We start from the raw sequence: 20,416 nt of genomic DNA, 5'->3' as shown, positions 1-20,416 counted from the left end.
GTTGGGTTGATATGGACTATGAATGTGTGAGTATGGAGCTGTTTATCTTTAGTGGCAATATATGTTTCAGACGGTCCTAAATTTTTTTCATATATGGGCGAAAATAGCAAGAAAAAGAGGGGAATAGCGGATTTGTTGTTTTTTAGCAAAATACTTGAAAATAGATAGGAAAACGGTTGACAGGCGGGTAGAAGGCTAGGATAATTCGCGCCGTTGAGTTGCTTGATGCAGCTTGATTTTTCTCCTCTATTTCTCCTTTGTAGACTTGGCGCATATCAAAACGGTATGCGCATTTTTTTATCTATATTGAAACATGATTACATTTAAAATTTGTAAATCGAATAATTAAGAAACTTTACAAGAAAAATACTTGCGCGGTTGAATATCTTGTTGCATAATTCGTTTCGTTAGCTGGTTCGAGTAGTCAGTTAATAGTTTCTCCTCTATTTCTCCTTTGTAGACTTGGCACACATTCTGTCGGATGTGTGCATTTTTTTTGCCTATTTAAAACAAAGGCCGTCTGAATGTTGTAATCTTTCAGACGGCCTTTGTTTGTTGAATAGAATTAGATGTCTAATACTACTTCTTCTTTGACTTCTTCCATGACAACATAGCTGCGGCTTTCGGCTGCAGCCGGCAGTTGCAGCAGGATATTGCCGAGCATATCGCGATAGGCGGACATATTGGGCAGGCGGACTTTGATAAGGTAGTCGTATTCGCCGGAGACTAAGTGGCATTCCAGAATTTGCGGAATCTTCAGCACTTCGCGTTTGAAGTCTTCAAAAATATTGCCGGATTTGGAGCGCAGTTTCAGCTCGACAAAGACCAGGAGGCTTTGGCCTAAAGCATGAGGATTCAGATGGGCGTGATAGCCGGTAATAAGGTTGTCGCGTTCCAAGCGGCGGACGCGTTCGGTTACCGGCGTGGTGGAGAGGCCGACTTTTTCGGCCAATTCAGTCATGGGGATACGTGCGTTTTGTTGTAGGAGTTTGAGAATTTTTAAGTCGGTTTTGTCGAGTTCTTTCATGGCCTTGATGTCTGTCGTTTTCATTTGGATTGAATCATAACCTTAAAACAGCCTGAGAAGAAGCATAAATGCCTAAAGGCGCGCATGAGTTCTAGATTATGAATAGATTAATCTTGTGTATTTCATGGAATCCTGTGTAGTTTTTGACCTATAATATTTACTTCAAAGTAATAGGGCAGGCCGTCTGAAACGGAATGCCGATAAGAGGAATACATTATGCGTCCGCTCAATGCGCAAATCCGTTTGGATAATTTACGTCAAAATTATCGTTTTCTCAAAGAGTTGCACGGCAATAAATTGTTGGCTGTGATTAAGGCCGATGCTTACGGGCATGGCGCGGTCAGATGTGCACACGCGTTGGCGGATATTTCCGACGGCTTTGCGGTGGCAACGGTAGATGAAGGTGTGGAATTGCGTCAAAACGGCATTAAAAATCCGATTGTTTTGTTGGAAGGCGTATTTGAGGCTGCGGAGTATGCGGATGTTGACCGTTATGATTTGTGGCCGGCAATCGGCAGCCAATGGCAGTTGGAGGCGTTTGTGCATCATGAGTGGCAACGTCCGACAACCGTATGGCTGAAAATGGACTCGGGTATGCACCGTGCCGGTTTCTTCCCACATAATTATGCCGCGGCCTATACTGCATTAAAACAATCCGAATCGGTTGAAAATATTGTGAAATTCAGCCATTTTGCCTGCGCGGACGAACCGGAAAACGGCATGACCGAAATGCAGCTTGAAGCGTTTGATTTGGCGTGTGAGGGTTTGGAAGGCGAAGAGAGCTTGGCCAATTCCGCCGCGATTTTGAACGTGCCTGAAGCACGCCGCGATTGGGGACGTGCCGGTCTGGCTTTATACGGTATTTCGCCTTTCGGCGGGGTGGATGAGCGGTTGAAACCTGTTATGCGCCTGACTTCCCGCGTTTTCGGCGAGCGCGTGTTGCAGCCGCATTCTCCGATTGGCTACGGCGCAACGTTCTACACCAGCAAATCTACCCGTGTCGGTTTGATTGCCTGCGGCTATGCCGACGGTTATCCGCGTCGCGCTTCTACTAATTCCCCTGTGGCCGTGGATGGTAAGCGTAGCCGTATTATCGGCAGGGTATCTATGGATATGATTACGGTTGAGCTGGAAGCCTCGAAAGAAGGCTTGGGCGCGGAAGTCGAGCTTTGGGGCGATGTAATTAATATCAATGAAGTTTCCGAAGTTGCCGGTATGATTCCGTACGAAATCCTCTGCAATATTAAACGTGCGAAGTTTACGTATATTGAGTAAGCAGTAAAAGATAAGGCCGTCTGAAATATGTTTTCAGACGGCCTGTTTGTTATCTGCAATTAAAACGATTCGTCAGCGCGTAAATAACGCCATTTGCCCGGCGGCAGTCTGCCGAGTTTGACTTTGCCCATGCGGATGCGTTTCAAACCGACGACGCGCAGGCCGACCAGTTCGCACATGCGGCGGATTTGGCGTTTTTTGCCTTGTCGCAAAATAAAGCGCAACTGGTCTTCGTTTTGCCATTCGACTTTGGCAGGGCGTAATTTTTCTCCGTCCAAACTCAAGCCGTGGTTGAGTAGGGCGAGGCCTTTGTCATCCAGTTTGCCGCGGACGCGGACGAGGTATTCTTTTTCGCTGCTGCTGTTTTCGCCAATCAGTTGTTTGGCAATGCGGCCATCCTGAGTGAGTACCAACAATCCGACAGAGTCGATATCCAGGCGGCCGGCAGGGGCTAAGCCGAATTTGTGCTTTTCGCTGAAAGGGATACGGCTGTCGTCACCTTCCCAATGGTTGTCGGCGGTAATGAGTTCGGCGGCGGACTTATAGCCTTTTTCTGCCTGCGCGCTGACGTAGCCGACAGGTTTGTTCAGCAGGATGGTTACGCGCGCGGCTTGTTTTTCATGGGCTTGTTTGTTGAGGTCGATGCGGTCGCGCTCGGTGACTTTTTGACCGAGTACGGCGGTTTGGCCGTTTACTTTGACCCAGCCTTGCTCGATGTAGCTGTCTGCCTCGCGGCGCGAGCATAAGCCTAATTGCGCCATGCGTTTGGAGAGGCGCATGGTTTCGGAATCGTTGTTTTGCATGGTATGGCAATATAGAGAAATGGGAATATCGGATTATAGCATTGACCGTTTGTCAGGCCGTCTGAAAACTGAATATTTGGGTTTTCAGACGGCCTTTCGTTTGCTATATGTTAAGGAATATTTGGTTTTGAAGTAAAAAATGAAGGGTATATTGTCTGTTTGTGTTAACCTTACGGACGAACTAATCATTTTGTTTTCAGTCGAATTGGGGTTGAAATGACATTTCACTCATGAAATCATGAAGACTATAATGACTGGTCTTTCTGAAGCGCATTAAGGCAGTTTGTCGCTAAAGCAAGCCTTGGTGCATCACGTTTTAAGGATAAATCAATGAAATCGCTCAAATCATTTTTGATCTGGGGCATTGTGGTTTTGGTAGGCTTGGCCTCCTTTACTACTTTAGCTCTCAGCCGTGGCGAGCAAGTCAGTGCGATTTGGATGGTTACGGCCGCCATTTCGGTATACTGCATTGCCTACCGTTTCTACAGTCTTTACATTGCCAACCGTGTGATGCAGCTTGATCCTAACCGTCTGACTCCGGCAGAACGCCACAATGACGGCTTGGACTATGTTCCCACACATAAAGGCGTACTGTTCGGCCACCACTTTGCCGCTATTGCCGGCGCAGGCCCTCTGGTTGGTCCTGTATTGGCAGCGCAAATGGGTTATCTGCCCGGTACTTTGTGGATTATCTTCGGCGTGGTATTTGCCGGTGCCGTACAGGATATGATGGTGCTGTTTGTTTCTATGCGCCGTGACGGTAAGTCTTTGGGCGATATCGTGAAACAAGAACTCGGTACCGTCCCAGGCGTGATTGCATCCATCGGTATTTTGATGATTATGGTCATCATTATGGCGGTGTTGGCGCTGATCGTTGTGAAAGCATTGGTTCACAGCCCTTGGGGTACGTTCACCATCGCAGCGACTATGCCGATTGCCCTGTTTATGGGTATCTACACTCGTTATATCCGTCCGGGCAAAATTGGCGAGATTTCCATCGTCGGCTTTATTTTGCTGATGTTGGCTGTGATTTACGGTGAAGATGTTGCCCACAGCTCCTTCGGCCATTGGTTCGACCTTGACGGCATTCAGCTGACTTGGGCGATTATGATTTACGGTTTCGTGGCTTCCGTATTGCCGGTTTGGCTCTTGCTGACTCCGCGTGACTATCTGTCTACCTTCCTGAAAATCGGTACGATTGCAGCTTTGGCTTTGGGTATCGTTATTGTTAACCCAACCCTGCAAATGCCTGCTGTTACCCACTTTATCGATGGTTCAGGTCCGGTATTCTCCGGTGCATTGTTCCCATTCTTGTTTATTACCATTGCTTGTGGTGCGGTTTCAGGCTTCCATGCGTTGATTTCTTCAGGTACCACACCAAAAATGGTGGAAAACGAAACCCACGTCCGCATGATCGGTTACGGTGGCATGATTATGGAAAGTTTTGTGGCCATTATGGCTTTGGCTGCCGCCGCTTCGCTTGATCCAGGCGTGTACTTCGCGATGAACAGTCCGGCTGCGCTGATTGGTACAGATGCCAACACAGCTGCCGAAGTCATCACCACTAAACTGAATTTCTCTGTTGATGCCGCAACTCTGTTGCATACTGCTAAAGAAGTGGGCGAAAACACCATTCTGTCTCGTGCAGGCGGTGCACCAACTCTTGCAGTTGGTATGGCACACATCATGAGCCGTCTGATTCCGGGTGAAGCCATGATGGCGTTCTGGTATCACTTTGCCTTGCTGTTTGAAGCCTTGTTCATCTTGACCGCGGTTGATGCCGGTACACGCGTTGCCCGTTTCATGATTCAAGACTTGGGCAGTATCTTCTACAAACCATTCGGTAACACCGATTCTATCCCTGCCAACTTGGTTGCAACATTCTTTGCCGTGGCATTGTGGGGTTACTTCCTCTATACCGGCGTAACCGACCCTCTGGGTGGTATCAACTCGCTCTGGCCGTTGTTTGGTATCGCCAACCAAATGCTTGCAGGTGTAGCGTTGATTATGTGTACCGTTGTATTGGTGAAAATGAAACGCGACCGCTATGTTTGGGTAACCTTGGTTCCTGCTGTCGGCGTATTGTTTGTAACCTGCTATGCCGGTTTGCAAAAACTGTTCCACAGCGACCCACGCGTCAGCTTCTTGGCTCATGCAGGCAAATACCGCGATGCCTTGGCCTCAGGCGAAGTCCTTGCCCCAGCTAAAGACATTGGCGAAATGTCACAAATCATCTTCAACGACCAAATCAATGCCGGTCTGACCGCTTTGTTCCTGGCAGTTGTCGTGATTGTCGCCGTGTACGGTTTTCGTACCGCCATGAAAGCCCGCAAAGTCGGCTGGCCAACTGCTAAAGAAATTCCAGCAGTGTACCGCGACGGTAAACAGCCGGAGGCTCAAAGTGAAGCATAAGCTTGCCTCTTGGTGGAAAACCATCAAGTTGACAGCGAACTTGATGGTCGGTGTCCCGGATTATGAAAATTACGTTGCCCGTCAACGCAGACATAATCCCGACGCACCGGTCATGACCGAGCTGCAATTCCAAGACTACTGCCGCAAACGCCGTTGCGGCGGCAACGGTGGACGCTGTTGTTAATGAAGGCATAAAAAGGCCGTCTGAAAATATTTTCAGACGGCCTTTCATTATGGAATATCAATAAAAATCAAAAACTTTGTCTTGTCATCAATATTTAATTGAACAACTTGCCAATATTTACTCTTCTTCGAGCAGGACCAGCGGACGCTGTATTTTTCTGAGTTCTTCCACCTCGTCCAACAGCCGCATAATCAGCCCCAATGCAGGAATGCCGGCCTCAAAATCACGGCTTAAGCGTTGTGCGCGACGGATGCGGGCAAGATGAAAACCACTGAAGGTGCTTTTTTCGGGCACTCCATCTATGCTGATGATGTCTTCTGCTATAAGTTCCAACAGCCAATCACGACGGCAGCGGCTGGCGGCAACGATTTCTTCAAAAGTAAGGGTAACATCGGAGGACTGAATCATAATTTATCCTTTCTCTTATGCTTGTTTCGCGGCAAAGTGTTCGGCTAATTTTTCCCATGCGGCACGGTCGGCTTCGCTCTCTACTGGCGGAACATTAATGCGGATATTGAGATAAAGGTCTCCGGCTTCTTTTGCAGGAATACCTTTGCCTTTGAGGCGGATGCTTTTACCGCTTTGGCTGTTGGCAGGCAGATTGACCTGCAAGCGGCCTGAAGCGGTAGGGACGATGATTTTGCCGCCCAATACGGCTTCCCAAGGTTTGACATCTATTGTTTGATATACGTCTTTCCTGTTTTTGACGTATAAATCAGGTTGGTCGTGGAACTTGATTTTTAAGTACAAGTCACCGTTTTCTCCACCGTTATATCCCGGCAAACCTTGACCGGCCAAACGGATTTGTTGGCCTTCTGCAATGCCTTTGGGGATTTTGACGTTGAGGGTTTTATTTTGATAAACCGCACGTCCGTATTCGTCTAGAGTTGGCACATTCAAAGTCATGCTACGTTCTGCGCCAACATACGCTGCGTAAATATCAATACTCAATTCAGCATGTTGATCCTCGCCTTTTATTGGGCCGCGGGGTTGCTCGGAACGAGTGTGGGATTGGCGGAATGATGAAAACAGATCTTCAAAATTGAAGTCTCCCGCTCCGAACGGTTCGCCTTCATGACGTTCATAGCGGAAGCCGCCGCCGTTAAATCCATTGCCAAACGGATTGCCGCCTTGACCGAACGGATTGCCTCCGGCGCTGCGTCCGTAAGGATTAGCCAACATTTCATCGTATTCGGCCCGCTTTTCTTTGTCGGAAAGCGTTTCGTAGGCACGGTTGATTTCTACCGTACGTTCGGCTGCGTCAGGTTCTTTGCTGACATCGGGGTGGTATTTGCGCACCAGTTTTCGGTAGGCTTTTTTGATTTCGGCCTCATCCGCATCTTTGGCAACGCCTAGTATTTCATAATAGTTTTTTTCTGCCATGTTATTCCTTTGACTGCTCATATACAAAATTCTTATATTTTTAATAATTGAGGGTAGATATTCTAAAATCAAGGGCATTGGAAATAAAATTCTCTATTTCTGACAATGATTAATGGGTAATTTATTTCTTTGTTTTTAGAGAAATAGAAAATATAAAGGCCATCTGAAATACGGTTTTTCAGACGGCCTTTATCAAATTGGGGTTTTATTTGTCTTGAGTATTTTTTTGTTCGCGAACCACCCATTGTGCAATGTCAGAACCCAAAACTTTAGAAGTGCGATTTAAGACAGCACAAGAGCTTTTATAAGCGCCAAACATGCCGCCAGAAGAGTTGCGGGTAAAGGTTTTTTTATTAACTTGTTTGCCGTCAACATACAAAGTGGCTGAAACCGCCATCCCTTTGGCGTGACCGATAAAGGCATTGCCTGCGCTCATGGCGGAAGTAATGGCGATATCTGCGTATGTGCCTTGTTTTTTACCATCACGGACAACCGTTACATCACTTTTGGCTGCAGTTTCTTGCAAAGATTTGGACATAATACTGCCCACTTCTAAACACTCGGAAACAATACGGGTATCGATTTCTTCTTTATCGCGGTAAGGAATGCTTTCATCAATATGGACATCTGCGCTGGCAAATGCAGATGCAAACAAGAATGCGGTTGCAAGGATGCGGTTAGGAGACATAGTAGGGTACCTGAAATGGAATGTTAAAAAGAGTTGTTATTGTATAATGGCGTTTACACTCAATCAACATAAGTTAAATAGGAAAAGATTTTGTTGAAATAGCTGTTATAGCAAGATAATCAAAAGGCCGTCTGAAATAAAGTTATTTCAGACGGCCTTTTGATTAAGGTATTAATTTGTTCTAGTCAAATAAGGCAGGGGATCGACTGCTTTGCCGTTTAGACGAACTTCAAAATGCAGCTTGACGCTGTCTGTATCGCTGCTGCCCATGGTGGCGATAACTTGGCCGGCTTGGACTTTTTGATCTTTTTGTACTAAAAGCGTGTCGTTGTGGGCATAGGCGGTAATGGTGTAGTCGTTGTGGCTGATTAAAATTAGCTTGCCGTAGCCGCGGACTTCTTCGCCAACGTAGATAACGGTACCGGCTCCGGCGGAACGGATTTGTTGGCCTTGTGTGCCTGCAATATCTATGCCTTTGCTGGTTGTGCTGTTGTATCGTTGGATAATGGAAGATGAGGCGTTATCGGTCGGCCATTGCAAACTTAACCGATTGATCGGGGTAACGGCGGTTGCTTGGCGTTGCTGCGTAGCAGTATTGCGGGAGGCAACATGACGGCGGACGCGCAATACTTGGCCGACTTCGATTTGTGAGGCGTTGGGAAGGTTGTTCCATGCAACCAATGTATTGACGTTTTGTCCGTACCGTTTGGCGATTTGGGTCAGGGTATCGCCGGGACGGACTTTGTAGTAGCCGTCGGGTACGGCGCGGTTGGAAGAAGTGTTGTTGCCGGCGCAGGCTGCTAAGACGGCAATGGTGCTGATGAGTGCCAGACGTTTTAAGGCCGTCTGAAAGGTGGAAATAAAATTTGTATTCATGAGTTGTTTCTAAAGGTATCGTTATACTGTATATGATAGATAGGAAGAGTGAAAAAAGGTTCACTCAAAAGGCATGGGATAAAATACATAAAGGCAGTATATTAACATTGAAAATTTGTGGATATGGCGGCATATTTTTTTATCATTTTGATGATAAAGGACTTTTTCAGCAAGGTAAAAGAAAGTGAAAGTTTTTTCAGACGGCATTGAATAAGGCAATAAAAATCCCCTGCCGAGATAGATGGGCAGGGGATTTTGGTCTCATCGAACTTATTTGTTCAATTCGTTAGCCAAATACAGCCAAGTTTCAATCACGGTATCAGGGTTGAGCGATACGCTTTCGATACCTTCTTGAACCAGCCATTTGGCAAAGTCCGGATGGTCTGACGGGCCTTGACCGCAAATGCCGACGTATTTATTTTGTTTGCGGCAGGCAGAGATTGCCAAGTGCAACATCACTTTAACGGCAGGATTGCGTTCGTCGAAGGATTCGGATACCAAACCGCTGTCACGGTCGAGGCCGAGGGTCAGCTGGGTCATGTCGTTAGAGCCGATGGAGAAGCCGTCGAAGTATTGCAGGAATTGTTCTGCCAATACAGCGTTGCTTGGCAACTCGCACATCATGATCAGGCGCAGGCCGTTTTTGCCGCGTTCCAAACCGTTTTCTTTCAGGGCTTTGACAACAGCTTCGGCTTCACCCAAAGTGCGGACGAATGGAATCATGATTTCGACGTTGGTCAAACCCATTTCGTCACGGACACGTTTCAAGGCTTTGCACTCGAGTGCGAAGCAGTCTTTGAAGCTGTCAGCAACATAACGCGCTGCACCACGGAAGCCCAACATTGGGTTTTCTTCGTGCGGTTCGTAGATGCTGCCGCCCACCAAGTTGGCGTATTCGTTGGATTTGAAGTCAGACATACGGACGATGGTTTTGCGTGGGTAAACCGAAGCAGCCAAAGTTGCCACGCCTTCTGCGATTTTATCGACATAGAAGTCGACAGGAGAAGCGTAGCCGGCGATGCGGCGGGTAATTTCCGCTTTCAATTCGTCGTCTTGTTTGTCAAATTCCAACAAAGCTTTAGGGTGGATACCGATTTGACGGTTGATGATGAATTCCATACGTGCCAAGCCGATACCTTCGCTAGGCAGGTTGGCGAAGCTGAATGCCAATTCAGGGTTACCAACGTTCATCATCACTTTGACAGGGGCTTTAGGCATGTTGTCCAAAGCAACATCGGTAATTTGTACGTCCAGCAGACCGGAGTAGATGAAGCCGGTATCGCCTTCGGCACAAGATACGGTAACTTCTTGGCCGTCTGAAAGCAGATCGGTTGCGTCTCCGCAGCCGACTACGGCCGGAATACCCAATTCACGCGCGATAATCGCTGCGTGGCAGGTACGGCCGCCGCGGTTGGTCACGATGGCAGAAGCACGTTTCATTACCGGCTCCCAATCCGGGTCGGTCATGTCGGTAACGAGTACGTCGCCTGCTTCAACGGAATCCATCTCTGAAGCATCTTTCACCAAGCGAACTTTACCTTGGCCAACTTTTTGACCGATGGCACGACCTTCGCACAAGACAACTTTTTCGCCGTTGATAGAGAAGCGGCGCAGGTTGCGGCTGCCGTCTTCTTGAGATTTTACAGTTTCAGGGCGTGCTTGCAGGATGTAGAGTTTGCCATCCAAGCCGTCGCGGCCCCATTCGATGTCCATTGGGCGGCCGTAGTGTTTTTCGATGGTCAGCGCGTAATGAGCCAACTCGGTTACTTCGGCATCGGTAATGGAGAAGCGTTGACGGTCTTCTACAGGTACATCAACGTTGGTGACAGATTTACCGGCTTCGGCTTTGTCGGTAAAGATCATTTTAATTTGTTTCGAACCCATGGTTTTGCGCAGGATAGCCGGTTTGCCCGCTTTCAAAGTAGGTTTGAATACATAGAATTCGTCAGGGTTGACCGCGCCTTGTACGACGTTTTCGCCCAGGCCGTAAGAAGAGGTAACGAAAACGACTTGGTCGTAACCGGACTCGGTATCGATGGTGAACATCACACCGGACGCGCCGCTGTCGGAGCGCACCATGCGTTGTACGCCGGCTGAAAGGGCAACGATGTCGTGTTCGAAGCCTTTGTGGACACGGTAAGAAATGGCACGGTCGTTGTACAGGGAAGCGAATACATGGTGCATGGCTTCTTTAACGTTTTCCAAGCCGTTGATGTTCAAGAAGGTTTCTTGTTGACCGGCAAAAGAAGCATCCGGCAAGTCTTCTGCTGTTGCGGAAGAACGTACGGCAACGGAAATGTCCGCACCGCCGGCATCGGCAACCATTTTGTTCCAAGCTGTTTCGATTTCAGCATCCAGCTGCTCAGGGAACGGGGTATCCAAAATCCATTGACGGATTTCTTTACCCACGCGTGCCAATTCGGCAACGTCTTCAACATCCAGTTGTTTCAGGGCTTCGGAAATACGCTCGCTCAGACCATTGTGAGCCAGGAAAGCACGATAAGCTTCGGCTGTGGTTGCAAAACCGCCGGGAACGCGCACGCCTTTTTCAGTCAGTTGGCTGATCATTTCGCCCAAAGAGGCATTTTTACCGCCCACTCGCTCAACGTCAGTCATACGCAGGTTTTCAAACCAAATAACGTAGTTTTCGGCCATTTGTGTGTCCAATCCAATCCAAAAAATGTTAAAAAAGAAACAAATCCGCCTGCTTATTGTAGCCATTCGTTTGATGGCTGTCATGTGTTTTATCTTTTTAAAAATCACAAATTCGTCTGTGATATTGTGCTTTTCAGGCGTGTAGCCTTCTGAAATGTGAATATCAGATTCATGTTTTTACGTGTTATCTTCTTGTTAAATATGGAAAACAAAATAAGTTAATAAATTTGATAAACAAGATTTATTTTGTAATTTTAGAATAAAATTCTACAAAATAGCAAAAAATAAAATTTTGTGCCAATTTAAAAATTGTTCAAATTTGTTGTAATCCTGTGTAATCTCTCGGGAATCGCTTTATTGCAAAGGCTGTAACTGCTATGATTGCCGTCTGAAACGTTACCCTCAAGAGGATTCATTATGACTGATCCACGCCAAGTCTTCTATATTTCCGACCGAACCGGCCTGACCGCTGAAAATATCGGTGAAGCCTTGCTGAACCAATTTGGCAATGTTGAGTTCAAACGCCATACCTATCCGTTTATCGATACGCCTGAAAAAGCGCGTGCTGTTGTAGACAAAGTCAACCAGTCAGCTGAAAAATTCGGTGTGCGCCCGATTGCTTTTGTCAGTGTGGTCAATGACGAAATCCGTGAAATCATCAAGAAAGCCAATGCGTTCCATATTAATTTCTTTGAAACCTTTCTCGGTCTTTTGGAAAAGGAACTCAATACGGAGGCGGTTGCCGCCCAGCAGGGGCACCACAGTATCGGCAATACCCAACGCTATGATGCGCGTATGGAGGCGGTCAATTTTTCACTGAATCATGATGACGGCGTCAGCGATAAAAACCTGCAGGAAGCGGATGTGATTTTGATGGGCGTGTCCCGTTCGGGCAAAACGCCGACCTGTCTCTATCTGGCCCTGCAATACGGTATCCGTGCCGCAAACTATCCATTGATTCCCGATGATTTGGAATCGACCGATTTGCCGCGTATGGTCAAGCCTTATAAAGACAAGCTGTTCGGCTTGACCATTCAGCCTGAGCGTCTGCAGGCTATCCGTCATGAACGCCGTCCTAACTCGACCTATGCCAAAATCGATACTTGCCGCAGCGAGATTGCTGATGCGCAAAATATGTTCAAACGCCACGGAGTACCGTTTACCAATACAACGGATAAATCAGTGGAAGAACTCGCCGTTCATATCTTGCAGGCTTGCAAGCTGAAACGCCGTTTCTAAATTAAATGATAAAAGGCCGTCTGAAACTTCAGACGGCCTTTTTTTTATTTTGTATATTTAAGTCTTAGGCAGGGTAACACCGGTTTGTCCCATGTATTTGCCGTTACGGTCTTTGTATGAAGTTTCGCAGACTTCATCACTTTCAAAGAACAAGACTTGAGCCACGCCTTCGCCTGCATAAATTTTGGCAGGTAAGGGGGTGGTGTTGGAAAACTCAAGGGTAACGTAGCCTTCCCACTCAGGCTCGAACGGGGTAACGTTGACGATGATGCCGCAGCGTGCGTAGGTGGATTTGCCTAAGCAGACGGTCAGGACGTTGCGCGGGATGCGGAAATATTCGACTGTGCGCGCCAGTGCAAAGGAGTTGGGCGGAATGATGCAGCAGTCATCTTCGACTGTAACGAAGTTTTTCGGGTCGAAGTTTTTCGGGTCGACGATGGTGCTGTTGATATTGGTGAAGATTTTAAATTCATTGGCACAGCGGATGTCGTAGCCGTAGCTGGATGTGCCGTAGGAAATGATGCGTTGGCCGTTGGCCTCTTTGATTTGGTTGGGCTCGAACGGCTCAATCATGCCGTGTTCTTCGGCCATGCGGCGTATCCATTTGTCGGATTTAATGCTCATGGTGGTTGTCCTGGGGTAAGGGTTGTTTGGAAATTCTTTAAAATCAATACAACAGCCTTTAGGCAGGCTTGTTCATTGATGTTTCAGACGGCCTAAAAGCTGGATAAGGCCGTCTGAAAGGCTGTTTATTTGGTTTTGGAAGCAGATTTTTTAGGCAGTTTGACTTCTTTAATCATACCGTCTTCGCATTTCATGATGAAGACTGGTGTGCCGTTTTGAGAGGCGGTAAAGTTTCCGTGCGCCCTACCTTTTTTGAACACGCCCTCCAGCGTCATATTGCGTAATTTGGCGCTGTTGGAGGAGAAAGGTTCGATAAAGGTTTCACTGTTGCTGGAAACGGTATATACGCCTTTGCCGTCAAATTTGCCGTCTTTAAAGGCTCCGACATAGCTGCGGCCGTCTTGGCATTTCCATGTGCCTTTGCCGGATGGTTTGCCGTCTTTGCCGACATCGCCATCGTAAACGCAACCTTTTTCCTGATAAGGATTGATGGTTTCGGCAATGGCAGGCGTACCCAGCATGAAGGCGACGGGAAGTAGGGCGAGGTATTTCATCATTTATTCCTTTTTGCAGGCAGTTTCAGACGGCCTGATATTGGGATTCAAAAGTCAGCAGGGTTTCAGCAATACGGCGTGGCAATATGGCTAAAGCGTGTTCGCGTATAGACGTAGGGATACCATGGTAGGCTTCGGCAATACTGCCGGTAATGGCCGCCAAGGTATCGCTGTCTCCGCCCAGGGAAACTGCCAGTCGGATGGCGTGTTCAAAATCATCGCTTTCAAGAAAGGCGGTAATCGCTTGAGGTACGGTTTCCTGGCAGCTTTCGTTGAAATGATAATGCGAGCGGATTTGATTGCAACTTTGGCTCAAGTCGTAGCCGAATTGCCGTGTAATGTTTTCTTTGATTTGCGCTTTGCCTATACCGGTACGCGCCCAAAAGATGGTGGCAGCTACAGCTTGCGCGCCTTTAATGCCTTCCGGGTGGTTGTGCGTTACGATAGCGGATTGTTCGGCAAAATGTAGGGTTTCTTCCAATGTGGCAAATGCCCAACCAACGGCAGAAACACGCATGGCCGAGCCGTTGCCCCAGCTATTATAAGGTTCTGGATCTTTCCATTCTATCCATTGTGAGAAGCGGCCGCCATATGAGCCTTTAGGGCAGGGATATGCCCTGCACCAGCTTTGTAAGATTAAGGCTAAATCATCGTTGCAGCCTTGTAAAACCCAATCGGCGATGGCAACAGTGCAAATCGTGTCATCGGTAAAGTCGCTGTCGGGGCTGAAAATGTCAAAATCGGTGTGGCGGTAGTTGTCAAACTCGAATCGTGATCCGGCAATATCGCCAATGACTGCACCCAACATCATGACATCCTTTCTGATACTTCTATTTATATTTCAGACGGCCTTTGATATTTCCCAATCAAAAGGCCGTCTGAAAAATTACTCTTGCCAGCCGCCCAAATAAGAAACCAGTTCTTCTAACATGGTGCTGATGGCTTCGGTCATCAGGATTTGCGAGGCAAAGGCGAGGCTGGCGGCATCGTCGCCGTTGCTTTCGGCTTCTTCTTGCAAAACGTCCAGATACTGGATGCGTTTGAGCGTAAAGTCTTGGGTGAGGATGAACGCGATTTGTTCGCGCCATACCAAGCCCAGCTGGGTAACGGTTTTGCCATTTTTGACGTGTTGTACCACTTCATCGGTGGTCAGGTCTTGTTTGGAAACTTTGACGACCGGAACAACATCGCCTACGCCTTTGAGTTCGCAGTCGCTGTCTAATTCAAAACCGCCTTCGCAATGGCCTTGCAGCAGCCAGCTGGTCATCAGGGAGGAGGGCGATTGTTTGGTGTTGGGCAGGGCTGCTTCCAAACCGCCCAAGGCTTCGCGCAGTTTGGTCAGGATATTTTCCGCTTTGGCAGATGCGGCATTGTTGACCAAAAGATACCCGTGGCGCGTGTCGAAAATCGCCTGTGTGCGGCTGCTGCGCGTAAAGGCACGGGGCAGCAGGTCGTCAGTAATCTGTTCTTTCAGCTCTTGTTTTTCCTTACGGCCGACATTGCGCGCTTCGTTGTTTTGGATTTCCAAAACCTTTTCATCCAAAATATCGCGGATCACGCCGGCAGGCAGGACTTTTTCTTCTTTTTTCAGGGCAACGCGCCAAGTGTAATCGGCAGGGAAAACCAGCTCTGGCGAAAAGGAAACCGGCGTGGAAAAGCCTTCGCTAAACCAGTCCAAACCCTGACAATGGGCAAATTCGGATTGCGCCAATTTGTCGGCAAGGACTTCCAATTCGGGCAACTTGTCTTTGTTGAGCGGATAAAAACTGATTTGCTTAAACCACATGGCGAGTTTTCCTTTTTATTAAAACCGGCATTATACAGGGAAAATAACATACGGAAATCGGCAGCATCTTTAAAAATGCAGTAAAGGCGTTGACAGAAGAAAAGGCTTTCTGTATAGTTCGCGCTTCGGTTACGCGCCCATCGTCTAGAGGCCTAGGACACTGCCCTTTCACGGCGGCAACCGGGGTTCGAATCCCCGTGGGCGTGCCAAAATTCTTAAAAAACGCTCCTGCTTTTGCAGGGGCGTTTTTTGTTTTCAGACGGCCTGTCGCTGTGAAAATATCTTTAAATTGGTTTACAATAATGCCATTCTGAATCTTAACGAGAGAAAACAATGTTAGACATCCAATTGCTCCGCAGCAATACCGCCGCGGTTGCCGAACGTTTGGCCGCACGCGGTTACGAGTTTGATACCGCGCGTTTCAACGCTTTGGAAGAACAACGCAAAGCCGTTCAAGTGAAAACAGAAGAGTTGCAGGCTTCGCGCAACAGTATTTCTAAACAAATCGGTGCGTTGAAAGGCCAAGGCAAACACGAAGAGGCTCAAGCTGCAATGGATCAGGTTGCCCAAATCAAAGCGGATTTGGAGCAGACTGCCGCTGATTTGGATGCCGTTCAGAAAGAATTGGATGCTTGGTTGCTAAGTATTCCGAACCTGCCGCACGAAAGTGTGCCTGTCGGTAAAGACGAAACTGAAAACGTTGAGGTCCGCAAAGTCGGTACGCCGCGAGAATTTGACTTTGAAATCAAAGACCATGTTGATTTGGGCGAGCCTTTGGGCTTGGATTTCGAAGGCGGTGCGAAACTTTCCGGCGCGCGCTTTACCGTCATGAAAGGTCAAATCGCCCGCCTGCACCGCGCACTGGCACAATTCATGCTCGATACGCACACGCTGAAACACGGCTATACCGAACATTACACGCCTTACATTGTGGATGACCTGACCCTGCAAGGTACGGGTCAACTGCCTAAATTTGCAGAAGATTTGTTCCACGTTACCCGCGGCGGTGATGAGAGTAAGAAAACGCAATATCTGATTCCGACCGCCGAAGTAACGCTGACGAATACTGTTGCCGACAGTATCGTGGCCAGCAGCAATTTGCCGTTAAAATTGACTGCGCATTCCCCATGTTTCCGCTCCGAAGCGGGCGCATACGGTAAAGACGTGCGCGGTTTGATTCGCCAACACCAATTCGACAAAGTGGAAATGGTGCAAATCGTTCATCCGGAAAAATCATACGAAGCGCTGGAAGAAATGGTCGGCCACGCTGAAAATATTTTGAAAGCATTGGAACTGCCATACCGCGTGATCACTTTGTGTACCGGCGACATGGGTTTCGGCGCAACTAAAACCTACGACTTGGAAGTTTGGGTTCCGGCGCAAAATACTTATCGTGAGATTTCCAGCTGCTCCAACTGCGAAGATTTCCAAGCTCGCCGCATGAAAGCGCGTTTCAAAGATGAAAACGGTAAAAACCGTTTGGTGCATACTTTGAACGGCTCAGGCTTGGCAGTCGGCCGTACTTTGGTGGCGGTATTGGAAAACCATCAAAATGCTGACGGCAGCATTAATGTTCCTGCCGCGTTGCAACCGTATATGGGCGGCGTGACCAAATTGGAAGTAAAATAATCGCTGTTTAAAAGAAAAAGGCCGTCTGAAACTTGGGTTCAGACGGCCTTTTATATGGTTTAGCAATTATTTGTTGTGTTGACGGAAATATTCCCATTCTTCAACGACTTTACCGTCGGGCAAGTGGCACACGCCGTATTCATTGCCGTCTTTGTCTTTTTTGATTTCGGATTTTCCGCCTTGTTTGACGCAGAATTCAGAAGCTGGATTGGCCACGCCGACCTTAGGAGATTCTTGTTTTTCAGAAGCGGAGCAGGCGGCCAAAGCAGTTGCGGCAGCGAGGCTGAGGATAAGGGGTTTGATCATGGCGCGTCTTTCATTTGAAGGATAAAAACAAGCGGATTATAAGGGATGCTTACGTTTAATGGCGTTAACCAGATTAAAGGCCGTCTGAAAAGTTTTCAGACGGCCTTTAGTTTAGGAAGTCATACCGGATTATTTGGCTGCTTCGGTTTTTTCGCCTTCTTTAGCAAAGTATTTGGCGTAAATTTTGTCGTATTCGCCACTTTCGCGTACTTTTTTCAGCGCATCGTTCAACATTTTGATGGTTGCTTCGTCGCCTTTGCGTGCAGCGATACCGTAGTTTTCGATGGTGAAGTCAGGCAGGGAGATGAAATCCAAGCCTTTAGTCGGGTTGTTTTTCACATAGTTTGCAATGACCGCGCTGTCGCTGACGACGGAGTCCAAACCGCCGTTTTCCAATTCTTTGATAATCAGGGGAACGCTTTCAAAGCGGGCGATTTTCGGATTGTCGTTGCCCAAGAGTTTGGAAACGGAGAAGTCGCCGGTGTAGCCGGTTACCACGCCGACTTTGGCCATGTTTTTCAGGTCTTCGGAAGAAGCTACTTTTTTGCCTTTTGGAACGAGGACAACTTGGGTGATTTCAAAGTATGGATCGCTGAAGAGCATGCTTTGTTTGCGGTCGTCAGTGATGGTTACGCCGGACATAACGATGTCCACATCGCCGTTGTTCAGAGAAGGGAAGAGGCTTTCCCATGGCTGGTGTTTGAATTCGACTTTGAAGTTGCCGGCTTTGGCCATGGCATTCATCAAATCTACGTCAAAACCTTCTACTTTGCCGGCAGAATCCAAAGATTCAAATGGGGCAAACTCGGCGTTGGAGCCGACACGGTACACTTTATCGGCAGGAGCAGAGGCATTGTTGCTTTGACCGCCGCAGGCAGTCAGGGCAAGGGCGGAACAAGCGAGGGCAGTGGCCAGCCATTTTTTCATGTTCATGATATGTGCTTTCTTAATAAAATGTTAACGGATAAAATCTTAGTTTAGCATAATTTTGTGAACAAACTAGCCGAAATCAGTGGTCTTTTTCTCGGAAAAATGCGTAGGTTACGTCATGGAAGAGGTCGGTGTGCGGGCTGTCTTCGTAGCTCAATTCCGCCAACGCGTCTTCAAAGGCAAGTTGGATGGATTCTACGGCATCGTTGGCCATGTCGGAGGGCAGGGAGCGGATGAGGCCTTTGAGGGCGGTGGCGAGGACGTGGTTTTGCATACGCAAAGCGTCGTTGGCCTCTTCCAGATATTCGAGGCGTTGTTCGATGCTGCTCATGATGTATCCTTGAGGGTATATTAAATAAAATAGTGATTATATAGTGAATTAATATTAAAATGTGACGCTTGCGCCGGCTTGCCGGATATGTCCAACCATCGGCCGCAGTTCAAGTGTTTTTTGTTTGAATGCGGTTCACAATAAAAATGAAAAAACGAGATTATTATGGAAAACAACCGTCTTGACCCCTCAGCCCTCGAGGAAGAAGACCTGAATTGGGAAAAACGCCTGGAAAGATTGCGTCAGGCACGACAATTTAATACTGCGCCGACTCATGCGCCATTGGTCAAAAAATCGGACGAAGCTGTCGATGCTGCGTCCAAACCCGCGTCTAAAAAAGAATATAAACTGGATGCTGACAATCGTGAAAAAGTATTGGAAGAATATTTGTACCGTTGGCAGTTGGAACACAATACTGCCCTTGCAGACGATGGCGAAGCAGTGGAAACCGATGCGATGGTGGTTTTGCAGGACAACTGGTTGAGCGCGCAATCGGCATTGCAGGCTGCGGCTTCAGAGCGTCACATTGAATCGACCCGAACCGTCAGACTGAATCCGAAATCGGGTGCCGTAGATTTTGATGCGCCTGAAGTGGAAGAAACTGAAAAAACGGAAAATGATGATGCGGAAGCGGCTGAAGAGGCGGTTTCAGACGGCCTTGAACAAGAACCGGCCATTAATGTCCATATCAATGTATTGAACCCGCAAGCGATTGGCCGTCGGGAAGTATTCTGCGTTTCTGAAAAAGATTTGACCGAGCGTCTGATTAAGCGTTTGCGCCCTCATGTGGCCGATGCGGTCAACGGCATGATTCGGATTGCCGTGCAAAAACAAATGGCCTTGTTCACTTATCAGTTGCAGCAAATGCTGAACGAGCAGGCACCGGGTTTGGTGGAGGATGTATTGGAACACAACGTCAAACGTATCTTGGACGATATGAAGACTGAAATGAAATACCGCCGTTGAGTATCCAGGCCGTCTGAAAAGTTTCAGACGGCCTTCGGCGTAAATTTCCCTTAAAATTTTACGAAGCGTGTATAATAGCGGCTCACGTTTTCGTGATAAATATCCTTTCTAAATAGTTGATATGCCCGATGCAGAATCGGGCATTTTTTTTGAGATTGTTATGAATAAAAATAAAATCATTGTATTGCTGATTGCTTTGGTTGCCGTATTTGCCTATAACAAAATGCAAAACAAGCAGCCGGTACAATCGCAGAATCAGCAGAAAATAGAAGCCGTTCAAAAACAAAATAATGCGGGTAAAAAGAATGCCGATACAGTTCAGCAGCAAATCGGTTCGGGTAAAGAATCAGCCGAAGTGGTTTTGAAACAGGCGTTTGAAAACGAACAAAGCGATATTCAGGTTGAGGGCGAGGGCTCGGTATGGAAAACCCTGCCGGATGACAACAAAGGCACGCGCCACCAACGCTTTATCTTGAAGCTCTCCAGCGGCCAGACGCTTTTGGTGGCACACAATATCGACCTTGCCGATAAGATTAAGGGTTTGAAAAAAGGCGATAAAGTAGCATTTTACGGCGAATACGAATGGTCGGAGCAGGGCGGCGTTATCCATTGGACGCACCATGACCCGTCAGGCCGGCATACTGACGGCTGGTTGAAACACGATGGCCGCCTTTATCAGTAAAAACGGTTTTTCTGTTTTTTTAGACAGCCCGAAACACGGCCTTCGGCTTGAAAGATGGTAGAAATC

21 protein-coding genes and 1 tRNA gene are annotated in these 20,416 nt (G+C 47.7%); 8 read left to right on the top strand and 14 right to left on the bottom strand.

Features of this window, described 5'->3' with window-relative positions; genetic code table 11:
• Nucleotides 1-565 precede the first annotated feature (565 nt).
• Nucleotides 566-1,027 (bottom strand): winged helix-turn-helix transcriptional regulator, encoded by a 462-nt coding sequence (locus HMPREF2608_RS03780; RefSeq protein ID WP_003747450.1) that lies wholly within the window; start codon nt 1,025-1,027, stop codon nt 566-568.
• A 216-nt stretch (nt 1,028-1,243) separates the two neighbouring features.
• Between HMPREF2608_RS03780 and alr the strand changes: the two genes are divergently transcribed.
• On the top strand, nt 1,244-2,302 hold the full coding sequence (gene alr, locus HMPREF2608_RS03775) for an alanine racemase (protein ID WP_070826023.1): 1,059 nt from the start codon (nt 1,244-1,246) through the stop codon (nt 2,300-2,302).
• Nucleotides 2,303-2,361: 59 nt separating this feature from the next.
• Here alr and HMPREF2608_RS03770 read toward each other — a convergent pair whose 3' ends face one another.
• A complete protein-coding gene (locus HMPREF2608_RS03770) occupies nt 2,362-3,105 on the bottom strand; it encodes a pseudouridine synthase (RefSeq protein WP_036493902.1) in 744 nt (247 codons plus the stop codon).
• 330 nt (nt 3,106-3,435) lie between these two features.
• On the opposite strand from HMPREF2608_RS03770, the gene HMPREF2608_RS03765 reads away from it, so the two are divergent.
• Entirely contained in the window at nt 3,436-5,517 is a 2,082-nt protein-coding gene (locus HMPREF2608_RS03765) for a carbon starvation CstA family protein (protein ID WP_070826022.1), read from the top strand.
• Nucleotides 5,507-5,701, top strand: a complete 195-nt coding sequence (locus HMPREF2608_RS03760) for a YbdD/YjiX family protein (RefSeq protein WP_070826021.1) — start codon at nt 5,507-5,509, stop codon at nt 5,699-5,701. Before HMPREF2608_RS03765 ends, HMPREF2608_RS03760 begins: the two co-directional genes overlap by 11 nt.
• A gap of 117 nt (nt 5,702-5,818) precedes the next feature.
• Here HMPREF2608_RS03760 and HMPREF2608_RS03755 read toward each other — a convergent pair whose 3' ends face one another.
• The 5 genes from HMPREF2608_RS03755 to ppsA all read right to left on the bottom strand — a co-directional run bounded on the left by HMPREF2608_RS03755 (nt 5,819) and on the right by ppsA (nt 11,303).
• On the bottom strand, nt 5,819-6,109 hold the full coding sequence (locus tag HMPREF2608_RS03755) for a chaperone modulator CbpM (protein ID WP_049336193.1): 291 nt from the start codon (nt 6,107-6,109) through the stop codon (nt 5,819-5,821).
• Between the two features lie 15 nt (nt 6,110-6,124).
• A complete protein-coding gene (locus tag HMPREF2608_RS03750) occupies nt 6,125-7,084 on the bottom strand; it encodes a DnaJ C-terminal domain-containing protein (protein WP_039862375.1) in 960 nt (319 codons plus the stop codon).
• 205 nt (nt 7,085-7,289) lie between these two features.
• Nucleotides 7,290-7,772, bottom strand: coding sequence for a hypothetical protein (locus tag HMPREF2608_RS03745; protein WP_070826020.1), 483 nt, complete (start codon nt 7,770-7,772; stop codon nt 7,290-7,292).
• Nucleotides 7,773-7,943: 171 nt separating this feature from the next.
• Entirely contained in the window at nt 7,944-8,648 is a 705-nt protein-coding gene (locus HMPREF2608_RS03740; protein ID WP_070826019.1) for a peptidoglycan DD-metalloendopeptidase family protein, read from the bottom strand.
• A gap of 270 nt (nt 8,649-8,918) precedes the next feature.
• Nucleotides 8,919-11,303 (bottom strand): phosphoenolpyruvate synthase, encoded by a 2,385-nt coding sequence (gene ppsA, locus HMPREF2608_RS03735; RefSeq protein WP_070826018.1) that lies wholly within the window; start codon nt 11,301-11,303, stop codon nt 8,919-8,921.
• A gap of 417 nt (nt 11,304-11,720) precedes the next feature.
• Here ppsA and HMPREF2608_RS03730 point away from each other — a divergent pair, with 417 nt between their 5' ends.
• Nucleotides 11,721-12,542, top strand: a complete 822-nt coding sequence (locus HMPREF2608_RS03730) for a posphoenolpyruvate synthetase regulatory kinase/phosphorylase PpsR (protein ID WP_003684897.1) — start codon at nt 11,721-11,723, stop codon at nt 12,540-12,542.
• 57 nt (nt 12,543-12,599) lie between these two features.
• Here the strand turns inward: HMPREF2608_RS03730 and dcd are convergent, their stop codons facing one another.
• The 4 genes from dcd to rdgC form a co-directional block, all read right to left on the bottom strand.
• A complete protein-coding gene (gene dcd, locus HMPREF2608_RS03725) occupies nt 12,600-13,166 on the bottom strand; it encodes a dCTP deaminase (RefSeq protein WP_003680541.1) in 567 nt (188 codons plus the stop codon).
• A gap of 125 nt (nt 13,167-13,291) precedes the next feature.
• Nucleotides 13,292-13,723, bottom strand: coding sequence for an MORN repeat-containing protein (locus tag HMPREF2608_RS03720; protein WP_070826017.1), 432 nt, complete (start codon nt 13,721-13,723; stop codon nt 13,292-13,294).
• 22 nt (nt 13,724-13,745) lie between these two features.
• Nucleotides 13,746-14,528, bottom strand: coding sequence for an ADP-ribosylglycohydrolase family protein (locus HMPREF2608_RS03715; RefSeq protein ID WP_070826016.1), 783 nt, complete (start codon nt 14,526-14,528; stop codon nt 13,746-13,748).
• Between the two features lie 78 nt (nt 14,529-14,606).
• The gene (gene rdgC, locus HMPREF2608_RS03710; protein ID WP_070826015.1) at nt 14,607-15,506 is read right to left on the bottom strand and encodes a recombination-associated protein RdgC; all 900 of its coding nucleotides are present in this window, start codon (nt 15,504-15,506) and stop codon (nt 14,607-14,609) included.
• A 133-nt stretch (nt 15,507-15,639) separates the two neighbouring features.
• On the opposite strand from rdgC, the gene HMPREF2608_RS03705 reads away from it, so the two are divergent.
• Nucleotides 15,640-15,715 (top strand) — tRNA-Glu (locus HMPREF2608_RS03705).
• Between the two features lie 124 nt (nt 15,716-15,839).
• On the top strand, nt 15,840-17,135 hold the full coding sequence (gene serS / locus HMPREF2608_RS03700) for a serine--tRNA ligase (protein ID WP_070826014.1): 1,296 nt from the start codon (nt 15,840-15,842) through the stop codon (nt 17,133-17,135).
• 66 nt (nt 17,136-17,201) lie between these two features.
• Here serS and HMPREF2608_RS03695 read toward each other — a convergent pair whose 3' ends face one another.
• The 3 genes from HMPREF2608_RS03695 to HMPREF2608_RS03685 all read right to left on the bottom strand — a co-directional run bounded on the left by HMPREF2608_RS03695 (nt 17,202) and on the right by HMPREF2608_RS03685 (nt 18,702).
• Nucleotides 17,202-17,441, bottom strand: coding sequence for a putative hemolysin (locus HMPREF2608_RS03695; RefSeq protein WP_070826013.1), 240 nt, complete (start codon nt 17,439-17,441; stop codon nt 17,202-17,204).
• Nucleotides 17,442-17,570: 129 nt separating this feature from the next.
• Nucleotides 17,571-18,374: a basic amino acid ABC transporter substrate-binding protein gene (locus HMPREF2608_RS03690; protein WP_049347925.1), complete on the bottom strand. Its 804-nt coding sequence runs from the start codon at nt 18,372-18,374 to the stop codon at nt 17,571-17,573.
• 76 nt (nt 18,375-18,450) lie between these two features.
• Nucleotides 18,451-18,702: an NGO1151 family protein gene (locus HMPREF2608_RS03685; protein ID WP_003680526.1), complete on the bottom strand. Its 252-nt coding sequence runs from the start codon at nt 18,700-18,702 to the stop codon at nt 18,451-18,453.
• 165 nt (nt 18,703-18,867) lie between these two features.
• Here HMPREF2608_RS03685 and HMPREF2608_RS03680 point away from each other — a divergent pair, with 165 nt between their 5' ends.
• Complete coding sequence (locus tag HMPREF2608_RS03680) at nt 18,868-19,668, top strand: hypothetical protein (protein WP_070826012.1); 801 nt, start codon at nt 18,868-18,870, stop codon at nt 19,666-19,668.
• Between the two features lie 121 nt (nt 19,669-19,789).
• The gene (locus tag HMPREF2608_RS03675) at nt 19,790-20,350 is read left to right on the top strand and encodes a DUF3465 domain-containing protein (protein WP_070826011.1); all 561 of its coding nucleotides are present in this window, start codon (nt 19,790-19,792) and stop codon (nt 20,348-20,350) included.
• Nucleotides 20,351-20,416: the final 66 nt, after the last annotated feature.

Source organism: Neisseria sp. HMSC064D07 (assembly GCF_001837185.1).
Lineage (GTDB): Bacteria > Pseudomonadota > Gammaproteobacteria > Burkholderiales > Neisseriaceae > Neisseria > Neisseria flavescens_C.
This window is presented reverse-complemented; position numbering and strand designations above follow the sequence as displayed.

Excerpts from the sequence above, each read along its gene's own strand:
- HMPREF2608_RS03720 (WP_070826017.1), bottom strand. The coding sequence starts at position 13,723 with ATGATGAAATACCTCGCCCTACTTCCCGTCGCCTTCATGCTGGGTACG.
- HMPREF2608_RS03715 (WP_070826016.1), bottom strand. The coding sequence starts at position 14,528 with ATGTTGGGTGCAGTCATTGGCGATATTGCCGGATCACGATTCGAGTTT.
- HMPREF2608_RS03680 (WP_070826012.1), top strand. The coding sequence starts at position 18,868 with ATGGAAAACAACCGTCTTGACCCCTCAGCCCTCGAGGAAGAAGACCTG.
- HMPREF2608_RS03745 (WP_070826020.1), bottom strand. The coding sequence starts at position 7,772 with ATGTCTCCTAACCGCATCCTTGCAACCGCATTCTTGTTTGCATCTGCA.
- HMPREF2608_RS03695 (WP_070826013.1), bottom strand. The coding sequence starts at position 17,441 with ATGATCAAACCCCTTATCCTCAGCCTCGCTGCCGCAACTGCTTTGGCC.
- HMPREF2608_RS03765 (WP_070826022.1), top strand. The coding sequence starts at position 3,436 with ATGAAATCGCTCAAATCATTTTTGATCTGGGGCATTGTGGTTTTGGTA.
- HMPREF2608_RS03675 (WP_070826011.1), top strand. The coding sequence starts at position 19,790 with ATGCCCGATGCAGAATCGGGCATTTTTTTTGAGATTGTTATGAATAAA.
- HMPREF2608_RS03730 (WP_003684897.1), top strand. The coding sequence starts at position 11,721 with ATGACTGATCCACGCCAAGTCTTCTATATTTCCGACCGAACCGGCCTG.
- serS (WP_070826014.1), top strand. The coding sequence starts at position 15,840 with ATGTTAGACATCCAATTGCTCCGCAGCAATACCGCCGCGGTTGCCGAA.
- HMPREF2608_RS03690 (WP_049347925.1), bottom strand. The coding sequence starts at position 18,374 with ATGAACATGAAAAAATGGCTGGCCACTGCCCTCGCTTGTTCCGCCCTT.
- HMPREF2608_RS03750 (WP_039862375.1), bottom strand. The coding sequence starts at position 7,084 with ATGGCAGAAAAAAACTATTATGAAATACTAGGCGTTGCCAAAGATGCG.
- HMPREF2608_RS03770 (WP_036493902.1), bottom strand. The coding sequence starts at position 3,105 with ATGCAAAACAACGATTCCGAAACCATGCGCCTCTCCAAACGCATGGCG.
- HMPREF2608_RS03755 (WP_049336193.1), bottom strand. The coding sequence starts at position 6,109 with ATGATTCAGTCCTCCGATGTTACCCTTACTTTTGAAGAAATCGTTGCC.
- alr (WP_070826023.1), top strand. The coding sequence starts at position 1,244 with ATGCGTCCGCTCAATGCGCAAATCCGTTTGGATAATTTACGTCAAAAT.
- ppsA (WP_070826018.1), bottom strand. The coding sequence starts at position 11,303 with ATGGCCGAAAACTACGTTATTTGGTTTGAAAACCTGCGTATGACTGAC.
- dcd (WP_003680541.1), bottom strand. The coding sequence starts at position 13,166 with ATGAGCATTAAATCCGACAAATGGATACGCCGCATGGCCGAAGAACAC.
- HMPREF2608_RS03740 (WP_070826019.1), bottom strand. The coding sequence starts at position 8,648 with ATGAATACAAATTTTATTTCCACCTTTCAGACGGCCTTAAAACGTCTG.
- HMPREF2608_RS03685 (WP_003680526.1), bottom strand. The coding sequence starts at position 18,702 with ATGAGCAGCATCGAACAACGCCTCGAATATCTGGAAGAGGCCAACGAC.
- rdgC (WP_070826015.1), bottom strand. The coding sequence starts at position 15,506 with ATGTGGTTTAAGCAAATCAGTTTTTATCCGCTCAACAAAGACAAGTTG.
- HMPREF2608_RS03780 (WP_003747450.1), bottom strand. The coding sequence starts at position 1,027 with ATGAAAGAACTCGACAAAACCGACTTAAAAATTCTCAAACTCCTACAA.